17 protein-coding genes are annotated in these 17,534 nt (G+C 64.0%); 9 read left to right on the top strand and 8 right to left on the bottom strand.

Annotation, left to right across the window (positions count from 1 at the left end):
• Positions 1-126 precede the first annotated feature (126 nt).
• The 3 genes from ACETK3_RS18305 to ACETK3_RS18295 all read right to left on the bottom strand — a co-directional run bounded on the left by ACETK3_RS18305 (position 127) and on the right by ACETK3_RS18295 (position 2,857).
• The gene (locus ACETK3_RS18305; RefSeq protein ID WP_237430581.1) at positions 127-738 is read right to left on the bottom strand and encodes a recombinase family protein; all 612 of its coding nucleotides are present in this window, start codon (positions 736-738) and stop codon (positions 127-129) included.
• 235 nt (positions 739-973) lie between these two features.
• Complete coding sequence (locus tag ACETK3_RS18300; RefSeq protein ID WP_237429444.1) at positions 974-1,405, bottom strand: DUF3105 domain-containing protein; 432 nt, start codon at positions 1,403-1,405, stop codon at positions 974-976.
• Positions 1,406-1,669: 264 nt separating this feature from the next.
• The gene (locus ACETK3_RS18295) at positions 1,670-2,857 is read right to left on the bottom strand and encodes a TDT family transporter (protein WP_237429443.1); all 1,188 of its coding nucleotides are present in this window, start codon (positions 2,855-2,857) and stop codon (positions 1,670-1,672) included.
• A gap of 106 nt (positions 2,858-2,963) precedes the next feature.
• On the opposite strand from ACETK3_RS18295, the gene ACETK3_RS18290 reads away from it, so the two are divergent.
• The 7 genes from ACETK3_RS18290 to ACETK3_RS18260 all read left to right on the top strand — a co-directional run bounded on the left by ACETK3_RS18290 (position 2,964) and on the right by ACETK3_RS18260 (position 10,001).
• Complete coding sequence (locus ACETK3_RS18290) at positions 2,964-3,917, top strand: LysR family transcriptional regulator (protein WP_237429442.1); 954 nt, start codon at positions 2,964-2,966, stop codon at positions 3,915-3,917.
• Between the two features lie 177 nt (positions 3,918-4,094).
• Complete coding sequence (locus ACETK3_RS18285; RefSeq protein WP_237429441.1) at positions 4,095-4,700, top strand: recombinase family protein; 606 nt, start codon at positions 4,095-4,097, stop codon at positions 4,698-4,700.
• 41 nt (positions 4,701-4,741) lie between these two features.
• Complete coding sequence (locus ACETK3_RS18280) at positions 4,742-5,194, top strand: helix-turn-helix domain-containing protein (protein ID WP_237429440.1); 453 nt, start codon at positions 4,742-4,744, stop codon at positions 5,192-5,194.
• 3 nt (positions 5,195-5,197) lie between these two features.
• Entirely contained in the window at positions 5,198-5,455 is a 258-nt protein-coding gene (locus ACETK3_RS18275; RefSeq protein WP_306971917.1) for a hypothetical protein, read from the top strand.
• A gap of 60 nt (positions 5,456-5,515) precedes the next feature.
• Complete coding sequence (locus ACETK3_RS18270; RefSeq protein ID WP_373993307.1) at positions 5,516-6,709, top strand: tyrosine-type recombinase/integrase; 1,194 nt, start codon at positions 5,516-5,518, stop codon at positions 6,707-6,709.
• The gene (locus ACETK3_RS18265) at positions 6,706-9,417 is read left to right on the top strand and encodes a tyrosine-type recombinase/integrase (protein ID WP_237429439.1); all 2,712 of its coding nucleotides are present in this window, start codon (positions 6,706-6,708) and stop codon (positions 9,415-9,417) included. The genes ACETK3_RS18270 and ACETK3_RS18265 overlap by 4 nt, the downstream gene beginning before the upstream one ends.
• A complete protein-coding gene (locus ACETK3_RS18260) occupies positions 9,414-10,001 on the top strand; it encodes a hypothetical protein (RefSeq protein ID WP_157238328.1) in 588 nt (195 codons plus the stop codon). Before ACETK3_RS18265 ends, ACETK3_RS18260 begins: the two co-directional genes overlap by 4 nt.
• A 178-nt stretch (positions 10,002-10,179) precedes the next feature.
• Here the strand turns inward: ACETK3_RS18260 and ACETK3_RS18255 are convergent, their stop codons facing one another.
• The 5 genes from ACETK3_RS18255 to ACETK3_RS18235 form a co-directional block, all read right to left on the bottom strand.
• Positions 10,180-10,878, bottom strand: a complete 699-nt coding sequence (locus ACETK3_RS18255; RefSeq protein ID WP_157238329.1) for a GPP34 family phosphoprotein — start codon at positions 10,876-10,878, stop codon at positions 10,180-10,182.
• 219 nt (positions 10,879-11,097) lie between these two features.
• Positions 11,098-11,436, bottom strand: coding sequence for a hypothetical protein (locus ACETK3_RS18250; RefSeq protein ID WP_157238330.1), 339 nt, complete (start codon positions 11,434-11,436; stop codon positions 11,098-11,100).
• A gap of 65 nt (positions 11,437-11,501) precedes the next feature.
• The gene (locus tag ACETK3_RS18245) at positions 11,502-12,134 is read right to left on the bottom strand and encodes a lactate utilization protein C (RefSeq protein ID WP_157238331.1); all 633 of its coding nucleotides are present in this window, start codon (positions 12,132-12,134) and stop codon (positions 11,502-11,504) included.
• Positions 12,131-13,657: a LutB/LldF family L-lactate oxidation iron-sulfur protein gene (locus ACETK3_RS18240; protein WP_237429438.1), complete on the bottom strand. Its 1,527-nt coding sequence runs from the start codon at positions 13,655-13,657 to the stop codon at positions 12,131-12,133. The genes ACETK3_RS18245 and ACETK3_RS18240 overlap by 4 nt, the downstream gene beginning before the upstream one ends.
• Positions 13,654-14,457 (bottom strand): (Fe-S)-binding protein, encoded by an 804-nt coding sequence (locus ACETK3_RS18235; RefSeq protein WP_237429437.1) that lies wholly within the window; start codon positions 14,455-14,457, stop codon positions 13,654-13,656. Before ACETK3_RS18235 ends, ACETK3_RS18240 begins: the two co-directional genes overlap by 4 nt.
• A 186-nt stretch (positions 14,458-14,643) precedes the next feature.
• Here ACETK3_RS18235 and ACETK3_RS18230 point away from each other — a divergent pair, with 186 nt between their 5' ends.
• Together ACETK3_RS18230 and ACETK3_RS18225 are read left to right on the top strand one after the other, a co-directional pair.
• Positions 14,644-16,386, top strand: coding sequence for an L-lactate permease (locus ACETK3_RS18230; RefSeq protein WP_237429436.1), 1,743 nt, complete (start codon positions 14,644-14,646; stop codon positions 16,384-16,386).
• A gap of 74 nt (positions 16,387-16,460) precedes the next feature.
• On the top strand, positions 16,461-17,207 hold the full coding sequence (locus ACETK3_RS18225; protein WP_237429435.1) for a FadR/GntR family transcriptional regulator: 747 nt from the start codon (positions 16,461-16,463) through the stop codon (positions 17,205-17,207).
• The last annotated feature ends 327 nt before the right edge of the window (positions 17,208-17,534 follow it).

Genomic DNA, 17,534 nt, shown 5'->3' with positions numbered 1-17,534 from the left:
CGGTGAAACGCTACCTGATCCCGGTCCGGCCCGTCATATCGCACCAGGGGGCAGCCAGAACAGGAGCCGACATCGTCCGTGGGCACTCAGCGGCAGGGGGCGTGCGCAAGGGAGCCGCGAATAAACCTATCGGGAAAGAAGCCTTTCGCCATCCGGCCGCAGCTCTCCTGAGGGCGAAACATGACGGTACAAGGTTTGCCGCGTGATGCCCAGCTCGGTGCAAAGTTCGCCGACTTTGGTGCCTGGTCGGCCCATGGATGCCATGGCGAGCCGGAGTTTCGCGGGGGTCATCTTGTAGGGACGTCCGCCGTTCCTGCCGCGGGCGCGGGCGGCGGCGAGGCCGGCAAGGGTTCGTTCGGAAATGAGTTCACGCTCGAACTCGGCAAGGGCGGCGAAAATTCCGAAGACGAGCTTCCCTGACGCGGTGGTGGTGTCGATCGCAGCGCCCTGGCCCGTCAGGACCTTGAGCCCGATTCCCCGTTCGGTGAGGTCGTGGACGATGTTGACCAGGTGCCGCAGGTCTCGGCCGAGCCGATCGAGCTTCCAGACCATGAGGGTGTCGCCGTGGCGTAGAGCCTTGAGGCATGCTGCGAGCTGGGGCCGGTTATCCTTCGTTCCGGATGCCATGTCTTCGTAGAGCAAACCGGCGTCGACGCCGGCGGCCAGGAGCGCGTCCCGCTGCAGGTCCGTGGCTTGGGATCCGTCTGCTTTCGAGACGCGCATGTATCCGACCAGCACCGATTTCTCCTCTGTCATCTATACGTTCGTTTAAGTGACAGGTCGATTCCAAACCGGGCCGGAATCAAAATATGTCACTTAGCCCGTTTGTGACTTTTAGTCGGAGTTGGCGGTTAAATCGCAGTTTAGATTGGCGGTTTGTCGTCCCGCCCGGGAGCCATCAACGGGTGAGCGGCAGTTCATGGGACAGCGCGCGTTGGGGGCTGACCGGTCGAGCGGCGGTATGTCTCCTGATTTATCCGTTGACTCCGCCGCTGCAGGTCTCGCCGGGTTCGGGTGTCTGCGGACCCTGCTGAAATGCTTTGATGAATGCGAACAGCCGCGGATCTGCCGGGTCTGTGACGCTTAGTTGTTTTCCCCAGGCGGTTGCTTCGATGAGGGATCCCTGTCCGGGAAAGGGACTGACCAACACGTGGCTCTGGTTGGTTGCAAGCCGGGCGAGTTTGGCGATGTCATCGGCGGGAAGCCCGGGTTGGTAGCTGATCCAGACGGCACCGTGTTCAAGGGAGTGCACTGCCCGGGCTTCCTGCACGGGCCGGTCGTAGGCTCCGCAGTTCGTCCACACCGGTGAGTGGTCTCCGCCGACGCCGGGACGTTGCGGATAGGTCACCGCAGTCTGGACGTGGTTCCTGCTCAGGCCGGCATAGCTGATGACTCCTTCGATCATGGTCGGGCCCTTCTCTGCTGGCGGGGTCGGTTGGCCGGTGCCGTTTGCGGTGATTCCGTAGGTGAGCGCGCCGGCTGCGAGGAGGAGTGGCACGCCGACGGCGATCAATGGCCGCTGCAATCGGGCGGGCGACCTGGACCCTTTTGTGTTGGTGGGTGAGCGTTGCTGTGAACCGGGTGTTGTCCGGGGTTTCATGAGGCCACCTTCGGGCGCTGTTAACGGTTGCTTGTTTGCGTGAGGGGTTGCTGGTCCGCTGCGGCCCGCCTACGGTGCGGTCGTTGCGGGCTTCTGGAAGAGGGTGCCTTCGAGGATGCTGCCGTGGAAGGTCCGCGCGGCGACGATGATCCAGGCGACGACCAGCAGGGTGTAGCCTGCGACGGCCATTGCGTCGAACACGGCGAGGTGGGTGTGGGCGGCGAGGCCGGTCAGGCCGGTGACGCAGGTTCCGATGGGGAAGGTGAAGGACCACCAGGTCAGGGAGAACGGCAGGCCCTGACGGGCGGTGCGGATCGTGATGGCGGTTGCGAGGGCGGCCCACATGAGCGCGAAGCCCAGAACCGGCACCCCGTACAAGACGCCGAAGGCTTCCATCGCCCGGGCCAGGGTCCCGGACACGGCGAGGTGGGCGTTCCCGCCCAGGAGGTTCGCGGCGGTGATGGACTGGCCCAGCGGGCCCAGCACGATCCACAAGGTGGGCACTGCCGCGGCGGCCCCGATCTTGTGCCCGGCGAGGCGGTTCCAGATCAGTGTGGTGATTATGATGGAGGCCAGCAGGCTCAGTCCGAACATCGCGTAGCAGCCCATCAGCAGGGTCAGGCGTGCTTGCCCGGCCGGGACGTAGGGCAGCAGCAGGGCCCCGGTGGAGGCCGAAACCATGGGCGGGACGACGGGCATAAGCCAGCCGCCGAACGCACTGTCCTGTGTGACCTGGTGCCGGGTGAACTGCAGGTACGGGACAGCGACGGCGCTGGCCAGCCCCAGCAGGGTCCCGGCGATCCAGAGCACCGCGTCGATGCCGAGTGCCAGCTGTTCGCCCAGGACGTCTTTGCCCAGCAGCAGGGTACCGGCGCCGACGGTGAGCAGCGCCATGGGCGGTGCGCCGTAGAAGTGCGCCATCACCGGATGGCTGTGGTGGCTTCGGGCGGTTTCCCGGTGCCGGATCCAGTGCACCCCGGTCGCGGCACTCAGCAGGATCAGCAGCAGGGACGCCAGAGCCCAGACGACGGTGGCGCCAGTGCGCAGGCCGGGAAACTGCAGGGGCAGCGTCGCGGCTGCGGTCGCGACGATCCCGGTACCCATGATGGAGGCGAACCAGTTCGGGGTCAGGTTCGCGAACAGCTCCGAGGACCTATCCAGACGGCGCAGGACGCGCCGGCCCCCAGCACGGCGACCATGGGTCTGTGCCGGTGGTGTGGAGTGGTGTTCGTCGGCGGTCAGCAGCAGAGATTCCATACCTTCTATGCTCCCGGACCGGGACCTGCCGCAGTAGGGGGCATACACTTGTCAGGGTACAAGCCGGACTTGTATCACATGTGACGTTTCTGAAGGAGATTCCCCGATGCTCAGCCCCCGGATACCGGATCTCTCCGCCCTGGAAATGCTCGCCGCGGTCCATGATCTGGGATCCCTCTCCGCCGCCGGGAAACGCCTTGGACTGTCCCAGCAGGCTGTCTCCTCCCGGATGCGTTCCCTGGAGTCCCAGATCGGGTCCGCCCTGCTGACCCGGACACCGCGGGGATCCACCCTGACAGAATCAGGTGCACTGGTCGCAGGGTGGGCGGCGGAGGTCCTCGCAGCCGCGGAACGGCTGGACGCCGGGATCGCCTCGCTGCGATCCGACACCGCCCGGCAACTGAAGGTCGCGGCCAGCCAGACCATCGCCGAACACCTGCTGCCGCTCTGGCTGGTCGCGCTGCGCCGCCAGCAGGAGAGCCTCGGACTCGTCCCCACCGTCGTGGAGCTGACGGTGAACAACAGTGAAGCCACCGTAGCCCTGGTCCGATCCGGACAGGCAGCCATCGGCTTCATCGAAAGCCCGCACCTTCCCCCTGACCTGAGCGCAGCGGCGGTGCAGAACGATGACATGGTCCTGGTCGTCGCCCCGGAGCACCCCTGGGCCCGGCGCCGGATCCCCGTCACGGCAGCCGAACTGGCTACAACCGCGCTGGTCACCCGGGAACACGGCAGCGGAACCCGGGACGCCCTCGAACACCTGCTCACCGCCGCAGGGGCCCCGCCCCTGGCAGATCCGCTGGTGGAACTGTCCACGACGGCGGCCGTCCGCTCCGCCATCGCAGCCGGCACGGCCCCCGGAGTACTCAGCGCACTGGCCGTCCGCGACGACCTCGCCCTGCAACGGCTCATCGCCGTTCCCGTCCGCGGGCTGCCCCTGCGCCGCACCCTGACCGCCATCTGGCAGACCGGCACCACACCACCGCCCGGACCGGCCCGTGACCTGGCAGCCATCGCCGCCAGAGCGGCCCCAGGAACCGCCACCCGCCGAAAGTCATGAAACCAGGCGACTTCGCGAAGCAGGGAGGTTCGGCTACCTAAAACGACCGTATCTGCGACAAACCAACCGACTCAATGAAGAGATTCGATGCACCCCCGAATTTTGTAGCGGAACCCAGTGCCGGATTCTATGTGCCGGTTCTTCTGCTGGTTGACGGGTATTGGTACATTTGGGCGCATGGGACATCTGTTGGGCTATGCCCGGGTATCGACCGGGGACCAAGACGCGGCTCTGCAGCAGGACGCGTTGAAGGCGGCCGGCTGCTACCGCATCTTCACGGACACGGCTTCCGGGTCTCTGGAGTCCCGGCCGGAACTGACCAAGGTTCTGGATCAGCTACGGCCCGGGGACACTTTGGTTGTGTGGCGGCTGGACCGGCTTGGCCGGTCCATCCGACACCTGATTGACCAGCTGGCCGATCTCCAGGAGCGTGGCATCGGGTTCCGGTCCCTGCAAGAGGCGATCGATACAACTTCCTCGGGCGGACGTCTCGTTTTCCATGTGTTTGCGGCGCTGGCGGAGTTCGAGCGGGATCTGATCCGTGAGCGGACTAACGCAGGGCTTCAGGCGGCACGGGCTCGCGGGCGCTTTGGTGGCCGGCCCCCGTTGCTGACCAAGGACAAGCTCCGGACCGCCCGCCGGATGTATGAGCAGAAGGACATGACGGTCGAGAAGATCGGCGAGGTTCTGGGCGTCAGCCGGACCACCGTCTACCGGGCACTCCGGCGCGAACCGGCCCCTGCCGTGCCGCGGCGCCGTTCAGGGCAGAAAACAGTCCGGTGACGGCCGGAGGCAGCGGCACCCTCACCGGTAACACTGCCTCCATGCCTGACCAGACAGCGTTTATGCGCTGGCGGATCCTGCGCCGGCATATCGAAGACGGCGTGCCCCTTACTGCCCTTGCTGAGCACGAAGGCATCGGACTTCGGACACTGCAGCGCTGGCACGCGGCCCACAAACGCAACGGCATCGCCGGACTGGCTACTGCAAACCGAGGGACCACCCGACGCAGAAGCACCTCCGAGCTTGTCGCACTCGTCGAAGGCCTGGCATTGGTGAAACCGCCCCTGTCTGTGGCTGCCATCGCCCGCAAAGCCAACCGCGTCGCCGCCGACCACGGCTGGCCACCTCTCTCCTACAGCACCGTCCGCTCCATCACTGCGGGCGTTGACCCCGGCATGAAGACACTTGCCCAGCTGGGAACCGCCGCTTACCGGGACACCTATGAATTGGCATGGCGGCACCGGGCCGAGCGAGGAACTTGGGAGAGCGCGTAAACCGTGACAGCAGTAGCGAATGAAACAACTCTGGACGTCGAGGTCGACGTCCGCTTTACCGCGGCCGGCGCTCCCCTGGCCGTCAGGTTCGACGGCCGTATCTGGGCCGTGGGCGCAGACCCGGTGCACTGGTTCGCCAGGAACGACTGGTGGAACACCAGGCGGACCGCAGCGCTGGGCACAGGGGACGTCGTAAGTGTCGAATACTGGCGGGTGCAGGTGCGGCTTATCTGCCCTCAAGTGGGGTTCACAGCGATGTAGGTTCTGCATTAGGGTCGTCTCGGAACGCACGGATTATCTACCCTGACGAGGTACGTTCGTATGCCGCAGTCCCTGATTCCGTTTCCGTCGACCACCCACCCGATCGTCCCGATTTCACGGCGCTGGATCGCGTTCAGCGTCATCCACAAGGCTGGAGGCCCGTCCTGGGCAGTAGTGGACTCCTCCACCTACGAGTTGCATTCTGAGGCCAGCGCCTACCTTCACTACCTTCTGGGTTCTGCCCGGTCCGCCAACACCATCCGGGCCTACGCGCAGCGCCTGGCCGCTTTCTTCACCTGGCTCGGTCCGGCGAGGTTGGACTGGACTGACGGTGTTCCTGTCGTTTCCCGGTTCATCCGGGAGCTCGCCGTCACCGCGTTGAACGCCCCGGAGGGAAACGCGGAATATCGTGAGCCGCGCTACCGGAGCGGGAAAACAATGAACCAGTATGCCGCGGCAATAACCCAGTTCTACATGTGGGCCGCGCGCAGTGATCTGGTCAGTGAGAAGACAGCCGCAGGCTTCTACGAAACCAGAATCGCCTACGGCTATTCCGGTGACAGACTCCTGCCGGGCCAGGTGTTGAGGTCCCGGGCAGTTCGCGTCAAGGAAATCGAAGAAGCCCCGAAGTTGCTGAATGAAACCGGTGCGGAGTCGTTGCTGGAGGCGGTCTCCAACCACCGTGACCGTTTCCTGGTGGCACTGATGGTCGAAACGGGCGTCCGGATCGGTGAGGCCTTGGGGCTGCGGACAGAGGATCTGCACCTTTTCCATGACTCGCGTGCCGTCGGTTGTGTGTCCGTTGGGCCACATATCCACGTCCGGCGGCGACAGAATCCCAACGCTGCGCTGTCCAAATCCTCGAACCCACGCACAGTCCCGGTCACTGAAGCGGTCTGCACCCTGTATTACCTGTACCTTGAGGACCGCATCGACCGGTTGGCCCAGGATTCCAACCCGATGGTCTTCGTCAACCTGTATTCCCGGTCCCATGTCGGGAAAGCGTTGAAGTACTCCAACGCCGTGAAGATGTTCTACCGCTCTTCAGGCCGTGCTGGGCTCCGGGTAAACCCGCACATGACACGGCACACCGCGGCGACCCGCTGGAAGAGGGCAGGAGTGCCGACGCGGGACGTTCAGGCACTGCTCGGGCACCGCAGTCCCTCATCCCAGCTCGTGTATGAGCACTCCTCCGACCAGGACCTGCGCGAGGCCATCGAACGTGTCCGGTTCCGTTCGTCGGAGCCCACATGAGCGGCGGACAATCAGTCATCTTCGATGTTTCTCCGGTCCTACCGCGGCCGGAACCAGTCGACCCGGCCGCGGACCTTGCAGGCTTCCAGCACATGCTTGCCCAGGAAATCCGGGACGATTGGCGGCCGGAGGAATGGGACAGCGAGGCCTGGGTCTTCACCGGAGTTCCTGGCCACTTGGGCACGCTCGTCAACCAGTGCAGGTTCCCTGGCTGCCATGGCCCCTCATTTACACGCCGCAGCGGGCTGTGCAACGTCTGCACCGGCCGCTACCTCCGGCACACCAGACGCCTCGGCGCCATGACCGCCGAGGCCTGGGTCGAAAGGGCAGTCCAGCTGCAGGACACCAACTGGGCATCCCGCGTCGTCCCGATCCTGTGTTCGGTGACGAACTGCACAAACCGTAGCAAGGGACTTGGTGTGCCCTTGATGACCCCGACGGAGGGGAACCCCAAACGATGGCACCAGCAAAAAGACCGGCTCCCTCCCCTGTGTCTGGGCCACCAACCACGCCACACAGTCGAAGACATCAAGGAATGGATCGCGTCCCAAGCCGCCAATCCGGTAGCAGCGCCAGAGTATTGCGCAGTTCCGTGGTGCGGCTACAAACGTCACCACGCCAACCAGACGGGCATCTGCAGAATGCACGCCAAGCTGATCCACGACCCGAGTGAGCTTGCGCTGCATCTTGAACGCGAAGCTGTCGTCTCTCTGGAACCTGACGGCTACCGGGAAATCCACGCGCCGCCGGCGAGAACCGACGGGTACGAACTCAACCTGGCCCCTCTACGCCGCCGGCACCCGGGACTGGCCACGGAACTGCTGTGGTCCCTTCAGCATCAGGACCGCATTGGCTTCCCGATCAACATCACCACGACCAAGGCCCTCATCAAGTCGGCGCTGGAATTCCCTCAGGCCACGAAGTCCTTCCTGAACGCCGACACCCACGCACTTGCTGAGGGCAATATGCTGTGTTCCGTAAATGCCTGGTCCATGTTCCGGGTGGTGCGGGCGAGGTTGCTGGAACGCTACGTCCCGTGGTCCACGGACGGTGATCTGCTGCAATCGGACCTCATCCCGTTCGGTCTGCTCATGACCTCTTCAAACAGATCCGGCTCCGCACGATCCATGGCTGCCCTGGATTTCCGCCCGATCCCTCTGGACTGGGCCCGGCACATGACCAAGCTCTGGATCCTGGAGCGGTCCACCACCGAAACCTCCTCGACGACCCTCATCACTCACGTCGCAAGACTATGCACCGACTTCATCGTCCAATGCTCGGCGCGACGCCTTCCCGCGCCGACCAACGCATCCGGACTGACCCGCGAGCATGGCAAGGTGCTCGCACATGCACTGGCCGGCCTGACGCGGCTCGACGGAAAACCCCTGACCAACGCCTACAAACGCTTTCTCGGGTCAACCGTGGCGGGCATGATCGACTACACCCGGAAGAACTCTGACCTGTTCGAACACACCACGCTCTCCTTCTCCCTCGACTACGACCTGCAAATCCCGCTAGAAGACGCCCCAGGGACAGACGCTGACGACGAGACCGGACGGGCAATCCCCGAACCCGTCATCGAGTACCTCTTCAAACAGTTACCCACGGCCCGTGTCGCCAGTCCGACCTCGGCCGCGGTCCCCAATGACGTCTATAAAGCAGCCTTCACCTGCTACATGACCCTGCTGCGCGACGCCGGGAGGCGGCCGAACGAGACGGCAAGCCTCCGAAGGGAATGCCTGAGCTACGACAGGACCGGTCAAGCCACCCTGCTGTGGCACAACGACAAAGGCAGACGCAGGGGCAGGCGCCTCCCCATCTGGGCAGAAACCGCCCACGCCCTGGAGTCGTGGTTCATCATCCGCGACCGCCACATCGAGGCGATGCCTGCCGGGCAGCAGGACTGGCTGTTTCCCACGTTCCGCTCCCGCGCCCGGGACAAACACCTCAAAACGGCCTGGTTCAACCGCCGGCTCCGTGACTGGATCGATAACCGGCTCCCGGACCTGCCCGGCCCGGCAAACGGCCCCGGAACGGGGACTCCTTTCGGCAAAACCTCCGTCTTCGCCTATGCATTCCGCCACTCCTACTGCCAACGGCTGGCCGACGCAGGAGTCGCCCAGGAAACCCTCCGCCGCCTCATGGACCACCGATCCGCGGACACCACAGCCAGGTACTACACGGTGACCAACGCACGAAAACGTAAAGCCATCGAATCCGTCAAAAGACTCTCCTTCGACACCCACGGCACCCACGCCCCCGTCGCTGAAGAGCTCTACTCAATGGCCGCCGTGGCCGTCCCGTTCGGCAACTGCACCGAACCGACCAACATCAAAGCAGGAGGCAAGGCATGCCCCGCCCGCTTCCAATGCGGCGGCTGTACGTTCTTCAGATCGGATCCTTCCCACCTGCCTGACCTCAAGGCGCATCTGGAACGCATGAAAGAAGACCTCGCGTGGCAGATCGCCCAGAACCTGCGCCCCTCGTTAATCACGGACACCAAGAATGAAATAGAAGCGTTCACGGGCCTTATCCAGGCACAGGAATCACGCCTTGCCGACCTGCCTTCCATCGAGCGGGAGTCACTGGCCGAGGCCTCCGCTGTGCTCCGCCGGGTCCGCGCCAGCGTCCCGACCGCCGTCGAGAAGCCCTTCATCCCGGTCGGAAGCCTCAGACTCAGGACCGATAACGGCAAGGAGATCGAGTGAGCAAACATCCGGGCAACGCGGCCGCCATGGTCCGGCAACGAAAGAAGGACAGCAATAACAAACGAGGTGCGGTTCTGGCAACCCTTGAGGCCATGGAACGTACGCGCAGCCCCATCACGGTAGCCGAGGTTGCACGCCTCGCCGGTGTCAGCCCGTGGCTCGTCCGACAGGAACCCCTCCTGGACGAGGTCAGGAAAGCACAGAAACGACATGCCACGGGCTCCGTGACATCCCCGGAAACAACAAAATCAACGACGGGCTCGCTCCAAGTCGAACGTGATCTTCTGCGCCAGGAGAACCAACGGCTCAGGCACGAACTACAGAGGCACCAGCGACGCATCTCCGAACTGCTCGGGGACCAAATCGACGGCACGGACGCCCACTCCCAAAGCCTTCGCGTCCAGGAACTGACAGATCAAAACGCCATCCTCTCCAAACAAACCAGCGAGAGAACCCAAGAGCTTCATCACGCTCAGCAGCAAGTCGCAGCACTCTCATCAGACCTGCAAGCAGCCCACAGCGTTAACCGTTCCCTGATGACCGAACTAAACCGCCCAGAACGAACCCGCCCCGGCCGAACTTAAACTTCAGTCTTACAGCTTCGGTTGCAGCTACCTCTTCTGGTCTGGACTCGGGCCGAGGGAACAAGCTGTCCTGTCGCGCTCCGGCTCCCATTCGTCAGTAACTGGCCGGGCCCACGAAGGCACAGACAAGATATTCCCGGGAGGGAGGGCCTGCCGTTACAAGCTGTAGCACGGTCTCCTAGACGAGCGGTTCAGCAGCCACCCTGAGCTCGCGAAGTTCGTCCTCCACCGCACGGGCCGGCCAGTGGTCATGCGTCAGGTCCTGAATCCGGTTCCGATCGGCTGCCGGGAATAGCTTCTCAAGCAAGCGCGCTGCGTGCAGGAGTGCGATCAGCGCCCGGTTCCTGGGATCTGTTTCCGCGCGGGCAGTTTCTGAAGGCTCCAACTGCTCGGCACGGGAACCGGACGCCGATTCGGCGCGGCCACCGCTCAGCGCCGACTCGATCCTCTTCAGGAGCGCCGCTTCTGGAGTATGGTCCTTCTCCGGGTACCGCACGCTCTTGAACACGCCGAGGTGCTTTTCGCCGACTTGATCCAGGATGCCTCGGGAGGCCATGCTCTCGTAGACGCGCTGCACCTCGGCACGGCCCTCGAGCATGGAGACCCACTTTTTAGGTGGGTGCGGACGGGATTTGTGGCGGATGATCTCCAGTTCGTGCTGGAGGTGTGTTTGTGGCTCTGTACCGGTGGCCCGGACATTCTTGCCCTGCAGTTCGATTGCGCCAAGCAGGTCCAGTTCGGCCAGGATTGCCCCCGCCACCGTGGTCCTGAGTACGTAAGACGGCAGCTCCGGTTCGCCGTCGATATCGTTCGTTGCCAGCAGGAGGAACGCCTGTGGAAGGCTCAGCTCTCCGCCATTAGCTGTTTGAGGATCCATAAGATCATGGTGCTCCCGTCAGGGTTCCGTCACAACCAGTCGCGTTGATTCATAGAAGATGACTGGCTAGACGCGTGTCTGCCGTCCCGGCGCGGGGTGCGGCCACGGCAACGCGGATAGATCCCCTGTCCGTGCTGCCGTGGCTGTTGCCATAACTGCCCTAGTTACGGTCAGGCGGTCATTTCGTGGCGAAGGTATTGGAAAGCCGGAGCAAGGTGTCTACGACGCCTTGTCCGTCACTGCAGTTCTGACGCGGTAGCGGTGCCGTCCATGGCCGGCGTTCCTGCGTGCCCGATGTCCGCTCCCGTCCTGAAGTGCTAGCGATGTCATCCGGTAGGAGCGCTGACCCTCAAGCTTTCTGGGCTCGACCCACACCTCGTGTCCTTCAGCGGCTTCGATCAGAACACGGCCGGTGAGCCCGTCGGCGGCGATCCAGAGCGCCGAGGAATCGGGCATGACATCCTCAACGAGTCCTTCCCGAACGACCGTGCCGTTTTTCCGGACTTCCACGAGGGCGCCGAGAAGGGTGTGCCAGAGGTCATGGCGGTAGAAAGTCATGCGGGTACCTTTCGTTCAACTGCGGAGGGGAACGGAAACTGCGTTGGTGCCTTTCGGCCCGGATCCTACCGGGCGATAATGACGTCGAGCTTGCGGGGGCCGTGGACTCCCTCGACGCGTTCAAGTTCGATGTCGCTGGTGGCACTCGGGCCGCTGATCATGGTCAGGGGCCGAGTGCCGTCGATCCGGCGCAGCGCTTCGGGCAGGATCCCGGTTATATCAGTGGTTTTGACGATGCAGATGTGGTGGTCCGGGACCAGGGTGATCGCGCGGCGGCCCTGGTTGGGGCTGCCGTCCAGGATGATGGTCCCGGTCTCGGCGACGGCGACGGCGCTGCCGGTCACGACGGCGTCGATGCCGTCGAGCTCGGCGACGGACAGCGGCGCTGCGGCCGAGTCCTGGCGGCGCCGGCTGTCGTGTTCGAGTTCGAGTCCTGTGAGCCAGCCGGCGTCGAGCCCTGTGGGCACGACGTAGCTGCCGGCGTCGGCGAGGAGTTCCGCGATCCGCGCCGGGACCTCTGCGTTGTCCACGACCGAGACCTGTGCTTTGTAGTCGATCAGGCGGTCCACCAGCAGCTCGATCAGTGCCTCCTCATCCAGCTGGGATGCCGCCCGGTACTCCCGCGGGATCTCGGGCGCCACGGGGCTGTCTTTCAGGGCGGTGCGGATCCGCTCGAGGATTTCTTCGCGTGCGCTCATGGCTGGTTTTCCTGATCTTGGGACGCGGCGGGGGCAGCGTCTGGCTCTGGTGTCCGGTGTTCCTTTTTCCACCAGTCCCGGAAGGACTGCGAGGGGGGTGCCGGGATGTCGCGGCTTTGGGTCCAGCCGGCGGCGATGCCGGGCAGCTTGGTGATCTTCTTGTCCGGGCCGGCGGCCAGGCGTCCCAGCGGCAGCCCCTTTTCGAGAAGGCCGAGACGTTTTCCTGAGGACAGCGCCCAGGAGGCGGCGTTCATGCCGACATCCATCTGGGTGGGGATCTTCTTCTTGCCGCGTTTGCTGTCCACATCGACGCTGCGCAGGTGCACCAGGATGTCGGGGATGTTGATCTTTACCGGGCAGGCGTCATAGCAGGCCCCGCAGAGTGAGGACGCGTAGGGCAGCGAGTTGTTCTCCTCGGCCTGGATGCCGGTCATCAGCGGTGAGAGAATCGCCCCGATAGGCCCGGGGTAGGTGGAGCCGTAGGCGTGGCCGCCCGTGCGCTCATAAACCGGGCAGACGTTCATGCAGGCGCTGCAGCGGATGCAGTGCAGCGCGGACCGGCCCATTTCATCTGCCAGCGCGGCGCTGCGGCCGTTATCCAAAAGCACCAGGTGCACGTTCTGCGGCCCGTCGCCTTCGGTGACGCCGGTCCAGAGCGAGGTATAGGGGTTCATCCGTTCCCCGGTGGAGGAACGCGGCAGCAGCTGCATGAACACTTCAAGGTCCTGCCAGGTGGGGAGAAGCTTCTCCACGCCCATCACCGTAATCAGTGTCTCGGGCAGTGTCAGACACATCCGGCCGTTACCTTCAGATTCAACAACAGCGAGGGTGCCCGAATCTGCCAGTGCGAAGTTGGCCCCGGAAACGGCGACCTTGGCGGTAAGGAACTTCCGGCGCAGGTGCGCCCTGGCGGCACCGGCGAGGCGGGCCGGTTCGTCGGTCAGCTCCCGGTCGACGCCCTCCATTTCGCGCAGGAAGATGTCCCTGACCTGGGTCCGGTTCTTATGGATCGCCGGGACGAGGATGTGGCTGGGCTTGTCGTGGTCCAGCTGGACGATCAGCTCGGCCAGATCGGTTTCGTAGGCCGCGATGCCCTGCTCTTCAAGGTATTCGTTGAGGCCGATTTCCTGGGTGGCCATGGATTTGATCTTGACCGCTTCGGTTTCCCCGGTTTCCCGGATCAGACCGGCGACGATCCCGTTGGCCTCATCGGCGTCGCGGGCCCAGTGGATCACGCCGCCTCGGGCGGTGAAGTTTTTCTCGAACTGTTCGAGGAGTTCGGGAAGGCGGGCCATCACGGATTCCTTGATTGCGGATCCGGCGTCGCGCAGTTGTTCCCAGTCCGGCAGTTCGGAGACCACTTGGATGCGTTTGTCTCGGATGGTGTGGGTGGCGTGGCCGAGGTTGGCCCGGAGCTGGGTGTTGGCGAGTTCGCGGTGCGCGGCCTGGGGGAAGGATTCGGAGGCGTGCAGGTTGCCCGTGCCATGAACGGGGAGTGAGGGCATGCCCAGGTAGGTGCTCATCGTGTGGCCTTTCCGGTGGTGACGCGGACTTCGCCGGTGACAGAGGCCGGTTCTTCCAGGGTGCTGGCGAGGATTTCGGCCAGGTGCAGGGTGGTGACGTCGCTGCCCTGGCGGGAGAGGCCGCCGCCGATGTGCATGAGGCAGGAGGCGTCCCCTCCGGCGCACAGGCTTGCCCCTGTTGCCGCGATATTCGCCGTCTTGTCCTCGAGCATGGCGGAGGAGACGTCGGCGTTCTTCATCGAGAACGTGCCGCCGAAGCCACAGCATTGGTCAGCTTCCGGAAGTTCGGCCATGTCGATCCCTGCGACACTGCCCAGCAACCGCGCCTGCCGGTCCCCGAGCCGGAGCAGGCGCATGCCATGGCAGCTCGGGTGGTAGGTGACGCGGTGCGGGAAGTAGGAACCGAGCTGCGCGCCAGCATCGGTCACGCCGAGCACGTCCACCAGCAATTCGGAGAGCTCGTAAGTTTTGGCGCCGACTGCGGTTGCACGTGTTTCCAGATCCTTGTCGCCGCACGAGCGGGCGACCATAGGGTGCTGGTGCTTCACGGAGGCGACGCAGGAACCGGACGGGGCAACCGCGACGTCGTAGTCCTCGGTATCAAAGGCGGCGACGTGGTTGGCGATCACGGGAACCGCCTCTTTGAGGTAGCCGCTGTTGACGTGCATCTGCCCGCAGCAGGCCTGGCCGGACGGGAACACAACTTCGTGTCCCAGCCGTTCCAGGATTTTCACGGTAGCCCGCGCTGTGGCGGGGTACATCGCATCCACGATGCACGTAGCGAACAAAGCGATTCGCATGGCAGCCTTTCGGGCTAAGGGGTTGTGGTCTGACCATAGTAGATCACGTGACCGACGCCACTGGCAACCGGCGGCTCCAAGTGAAGCTGCTCACACTTTCAGAAAAATCTACGCTACACTCTGATGGTCCGACCACAAAGGTCTGACCATACCCCCCTGCCGTCCCCCTCAATGTGGAGGAACTCCGTGGATCAGTTCACACCCAGCACCGACCCGGTGCTCAACAGCGTCATGTGGTCGGCCATCGTCGCCCTGCTGCCGCTGCTGACGTTCTTCATCCTGCTTGCCGTCGTCAAAACCCGCGCCCATGTCGCCGGTGCCTTTGCGCTCCTGGCTGCCCTCCTGGTCGGAATATTCGCGTTCCAGATGCCGGCCGGGCTGGCGCTGCTCTCCGCTACCCAGGGCGGGGTTTTCGGCGCCTTCCCTGTCTTGTGGATCGTCATCATGGCCGTCTGGCTCTATCAGGTCACGGTCCTCAGCGGACGCTTTGAGGACCTCCGCCGCGTCTTCGATGTAATCGGCAAAGGCGACGTGCGCCTCCAGGCGGTCCTGATTGCCTTCTGCTTCGGCGGGCTGCTCGAAGCCCTCGCCGGTTTCGGTGCGCCGGTGGCTATCACGGCCACCATGCTGCTGGCGCTCGGACTGCCGCCGCTGCGCGCTGCCGCCGCGGTGCTGGTTGCCAACACGGCACCTGTTGCCTTTGGCGCCATGGCCATCCCGATCACCACCGCGGCCGGCCTCACCGGACTGCATGCCACGGACATTGCCTCCGTCGTTGGACGTCAGGCTCCGCTACTGGCCACCATCGTGCCGCTGATCCTGCTCTTCATCCTCGATGGCCGCAAGGGCCTGAAAGACTGCTGGCCCGCAGCGCTGGTGGTTGGCTTTTCATTCGCCACGGCACAGTTCCTGTGCTCCAACTTCTTCTCCTACGAACTCACCGATATCGTCGCCTCCCTCGTAGGCCTCGGCGCGGCCGTGCTGTTCTTCCGCGTCTGGACGCCCAAGGGAAGCGTCGCAGCACGCGAGCGTCTCGGAGCAGCCTTTGATGCAGCCTCGAAGAACACAGCCTCCACCACCGCCGGCGGCGGCTCCCGGCGGGCTACGGCTGTCGCCGTCAGCGAGGCCGCTGCAGACCGGTTGACCCCGACCCGGACGTGGCTCGCCCTGTTCCCGTACTTCCTCGTGATCGTCGTCTTCGGCATCGCCAAGCTATGGAAACTCGGTGCGGACGTGCCCGCATTCCTCGCCTCGACCGACGTCAGAATCCCCTGGCCGATCCTGCACGACGCTCTGGTCAATGCCGAAGGCAAACCCGTCTCCTCCACCATCTACTCCTTCCAATGGCTCTCCACCCCTGGAACCCTGCTGCTAATCACCGGCCTGATCGTCGCCTTCGTGTACTCGAAGTACAACGACGGCGGCCGCTACCCCATCACGGTGGCTAACGCGGTGAAGGAGATCGGCCGCACCATCTACAGGATGCGCTGGGCCGGACTGACCATCATCACCGTCCTCGCACTCGCCTACGTGATGAACTTCTCCGGGCAGACAGTATCCATCGGCACCTGGCTCGCCGGCACTGGCACCTTCTTCGCGTTCCTCTCACCCGTCCTGGGCTGGATTGGCACCGCCGTCACGGGCTCCGACACCTCCGCGAATGCCCTGTTCGCCAAGCTGCAGCAGACCGCCGGCATGAAAGCAGGAATCGATCCGAACCTTCTCGTGGCCGGCAATACCTCCGGTGGTGTTGTGGGCAAGCTGATCAGCCCACAGAACCTCGCCATCGCGGCGTCCGCGGTCAACCTTGAAGGCAAGGAATCGGTGATCCTGCGTAAAGTAGTCGGGTGGAGCGTGGCGCTGCTGCTGGTGCTGTGCACCCTCTCCTACCTCCAGTCCACTCCCATCCTCGGCTGGATGCTGCCTTAGCGTCCAGCCTACTCAAGACGCAGTGTGCGGGCCGCCCCCTGGCCCGCACACTGCCCGCCCGTAAGGAACCGCCCGTGATCACCGCCGAAGCAGGAGCAACACCCCGCCGTCGTACCCATGACGCGCTCCTGAAGGACATCGAGGCGGACCTCCGCTCGGGCAAAATCAAAGTCGGGGACCGGCTCCCGGGAGAACGCACCCTCGCCGAAAGCTACGGGATTTCCAGGGCGTCGGTGCGGGAGGCCATCCGGGTACTGGACGCCATGGGAATACTGCGCAGCTCGGTCGGATCCGGACCCTCCTCCGGGGCAATCGTCGTCTCCGACCCCTCCGCGGGCCTGTCATCGGCCCTACGACTGCACGTCGCCAGCAGCACACTGCCGGTCGAAGACATTGTCGAGACCCGCATCCTGCTCGAAACCTGGACCGCCCGGGCCGGCGCGAACCGTACAGGAGGCGACGAGGACCTAGAACAGGCAGCCCAGCTCCTGCAAGCCATGGACAATCCCGGCATCAGTCGTGAAACGTTCCATGAACTGGACGCCAGGTTCCATGTCGCCCTGAGCTCCCTGGCAGGGAACGCTGTGGTCGCAACCATGATGGAATCACTCAGCGGCGCCATTGTTGGCTACGTTAAAGGCGCAATGGACGCCATGGACGCCTGGCCCGACGTAATCTCCACACTTCGAAACCAGCATCACGGCATCTTCGACGCCGTCCAGTCACACGAAGGAGAGCTCGCAGCCCGACTCCTGCAAGAGCACATCGAGTGGTTCCATCAGAAGGCACAGGAAGCGACCGCCGCCGAAATCGGGAGCTGAACTAGTGTGACGATTCATGCAGGCGCTTTCGCACGTCCGCCACACTGACCGACCCTTACAGCGGGGTGGGAGCTAAGTCATGAAAATCAATGAACTAGCGCCATCACCAAACGACGTCATTGAAGCTGCGCGCTCAAGCCCTCCTCATGTGAACCTCTAACCGCCCAACCACGCCGTGAAGAAAAACGGCCATTTCTGGACAAAAGCCACACTACGAACAGCACAAGACCTCTGGAACTGATGGAAGTAGCTACAACAGCACCGACGTGCCCAACGTGGCTCACACCAGCACCAGCTCCTGACCAGCCCATACGATCCACAAGGGGA

This window comes from Arthrobacter sp. E44, assembly GCF_041877125.1.
Classification (GTDB): domain Bacteria; phylum Actinomycetota; class Actinomycetes; order Actinomycetales; family Micrococcaceae; genus Arthrobacter.
Note: the sequence above shows the minus strand (reverse complement) of the source record. Positions and strands in the feature narration are given on the sequence as shown.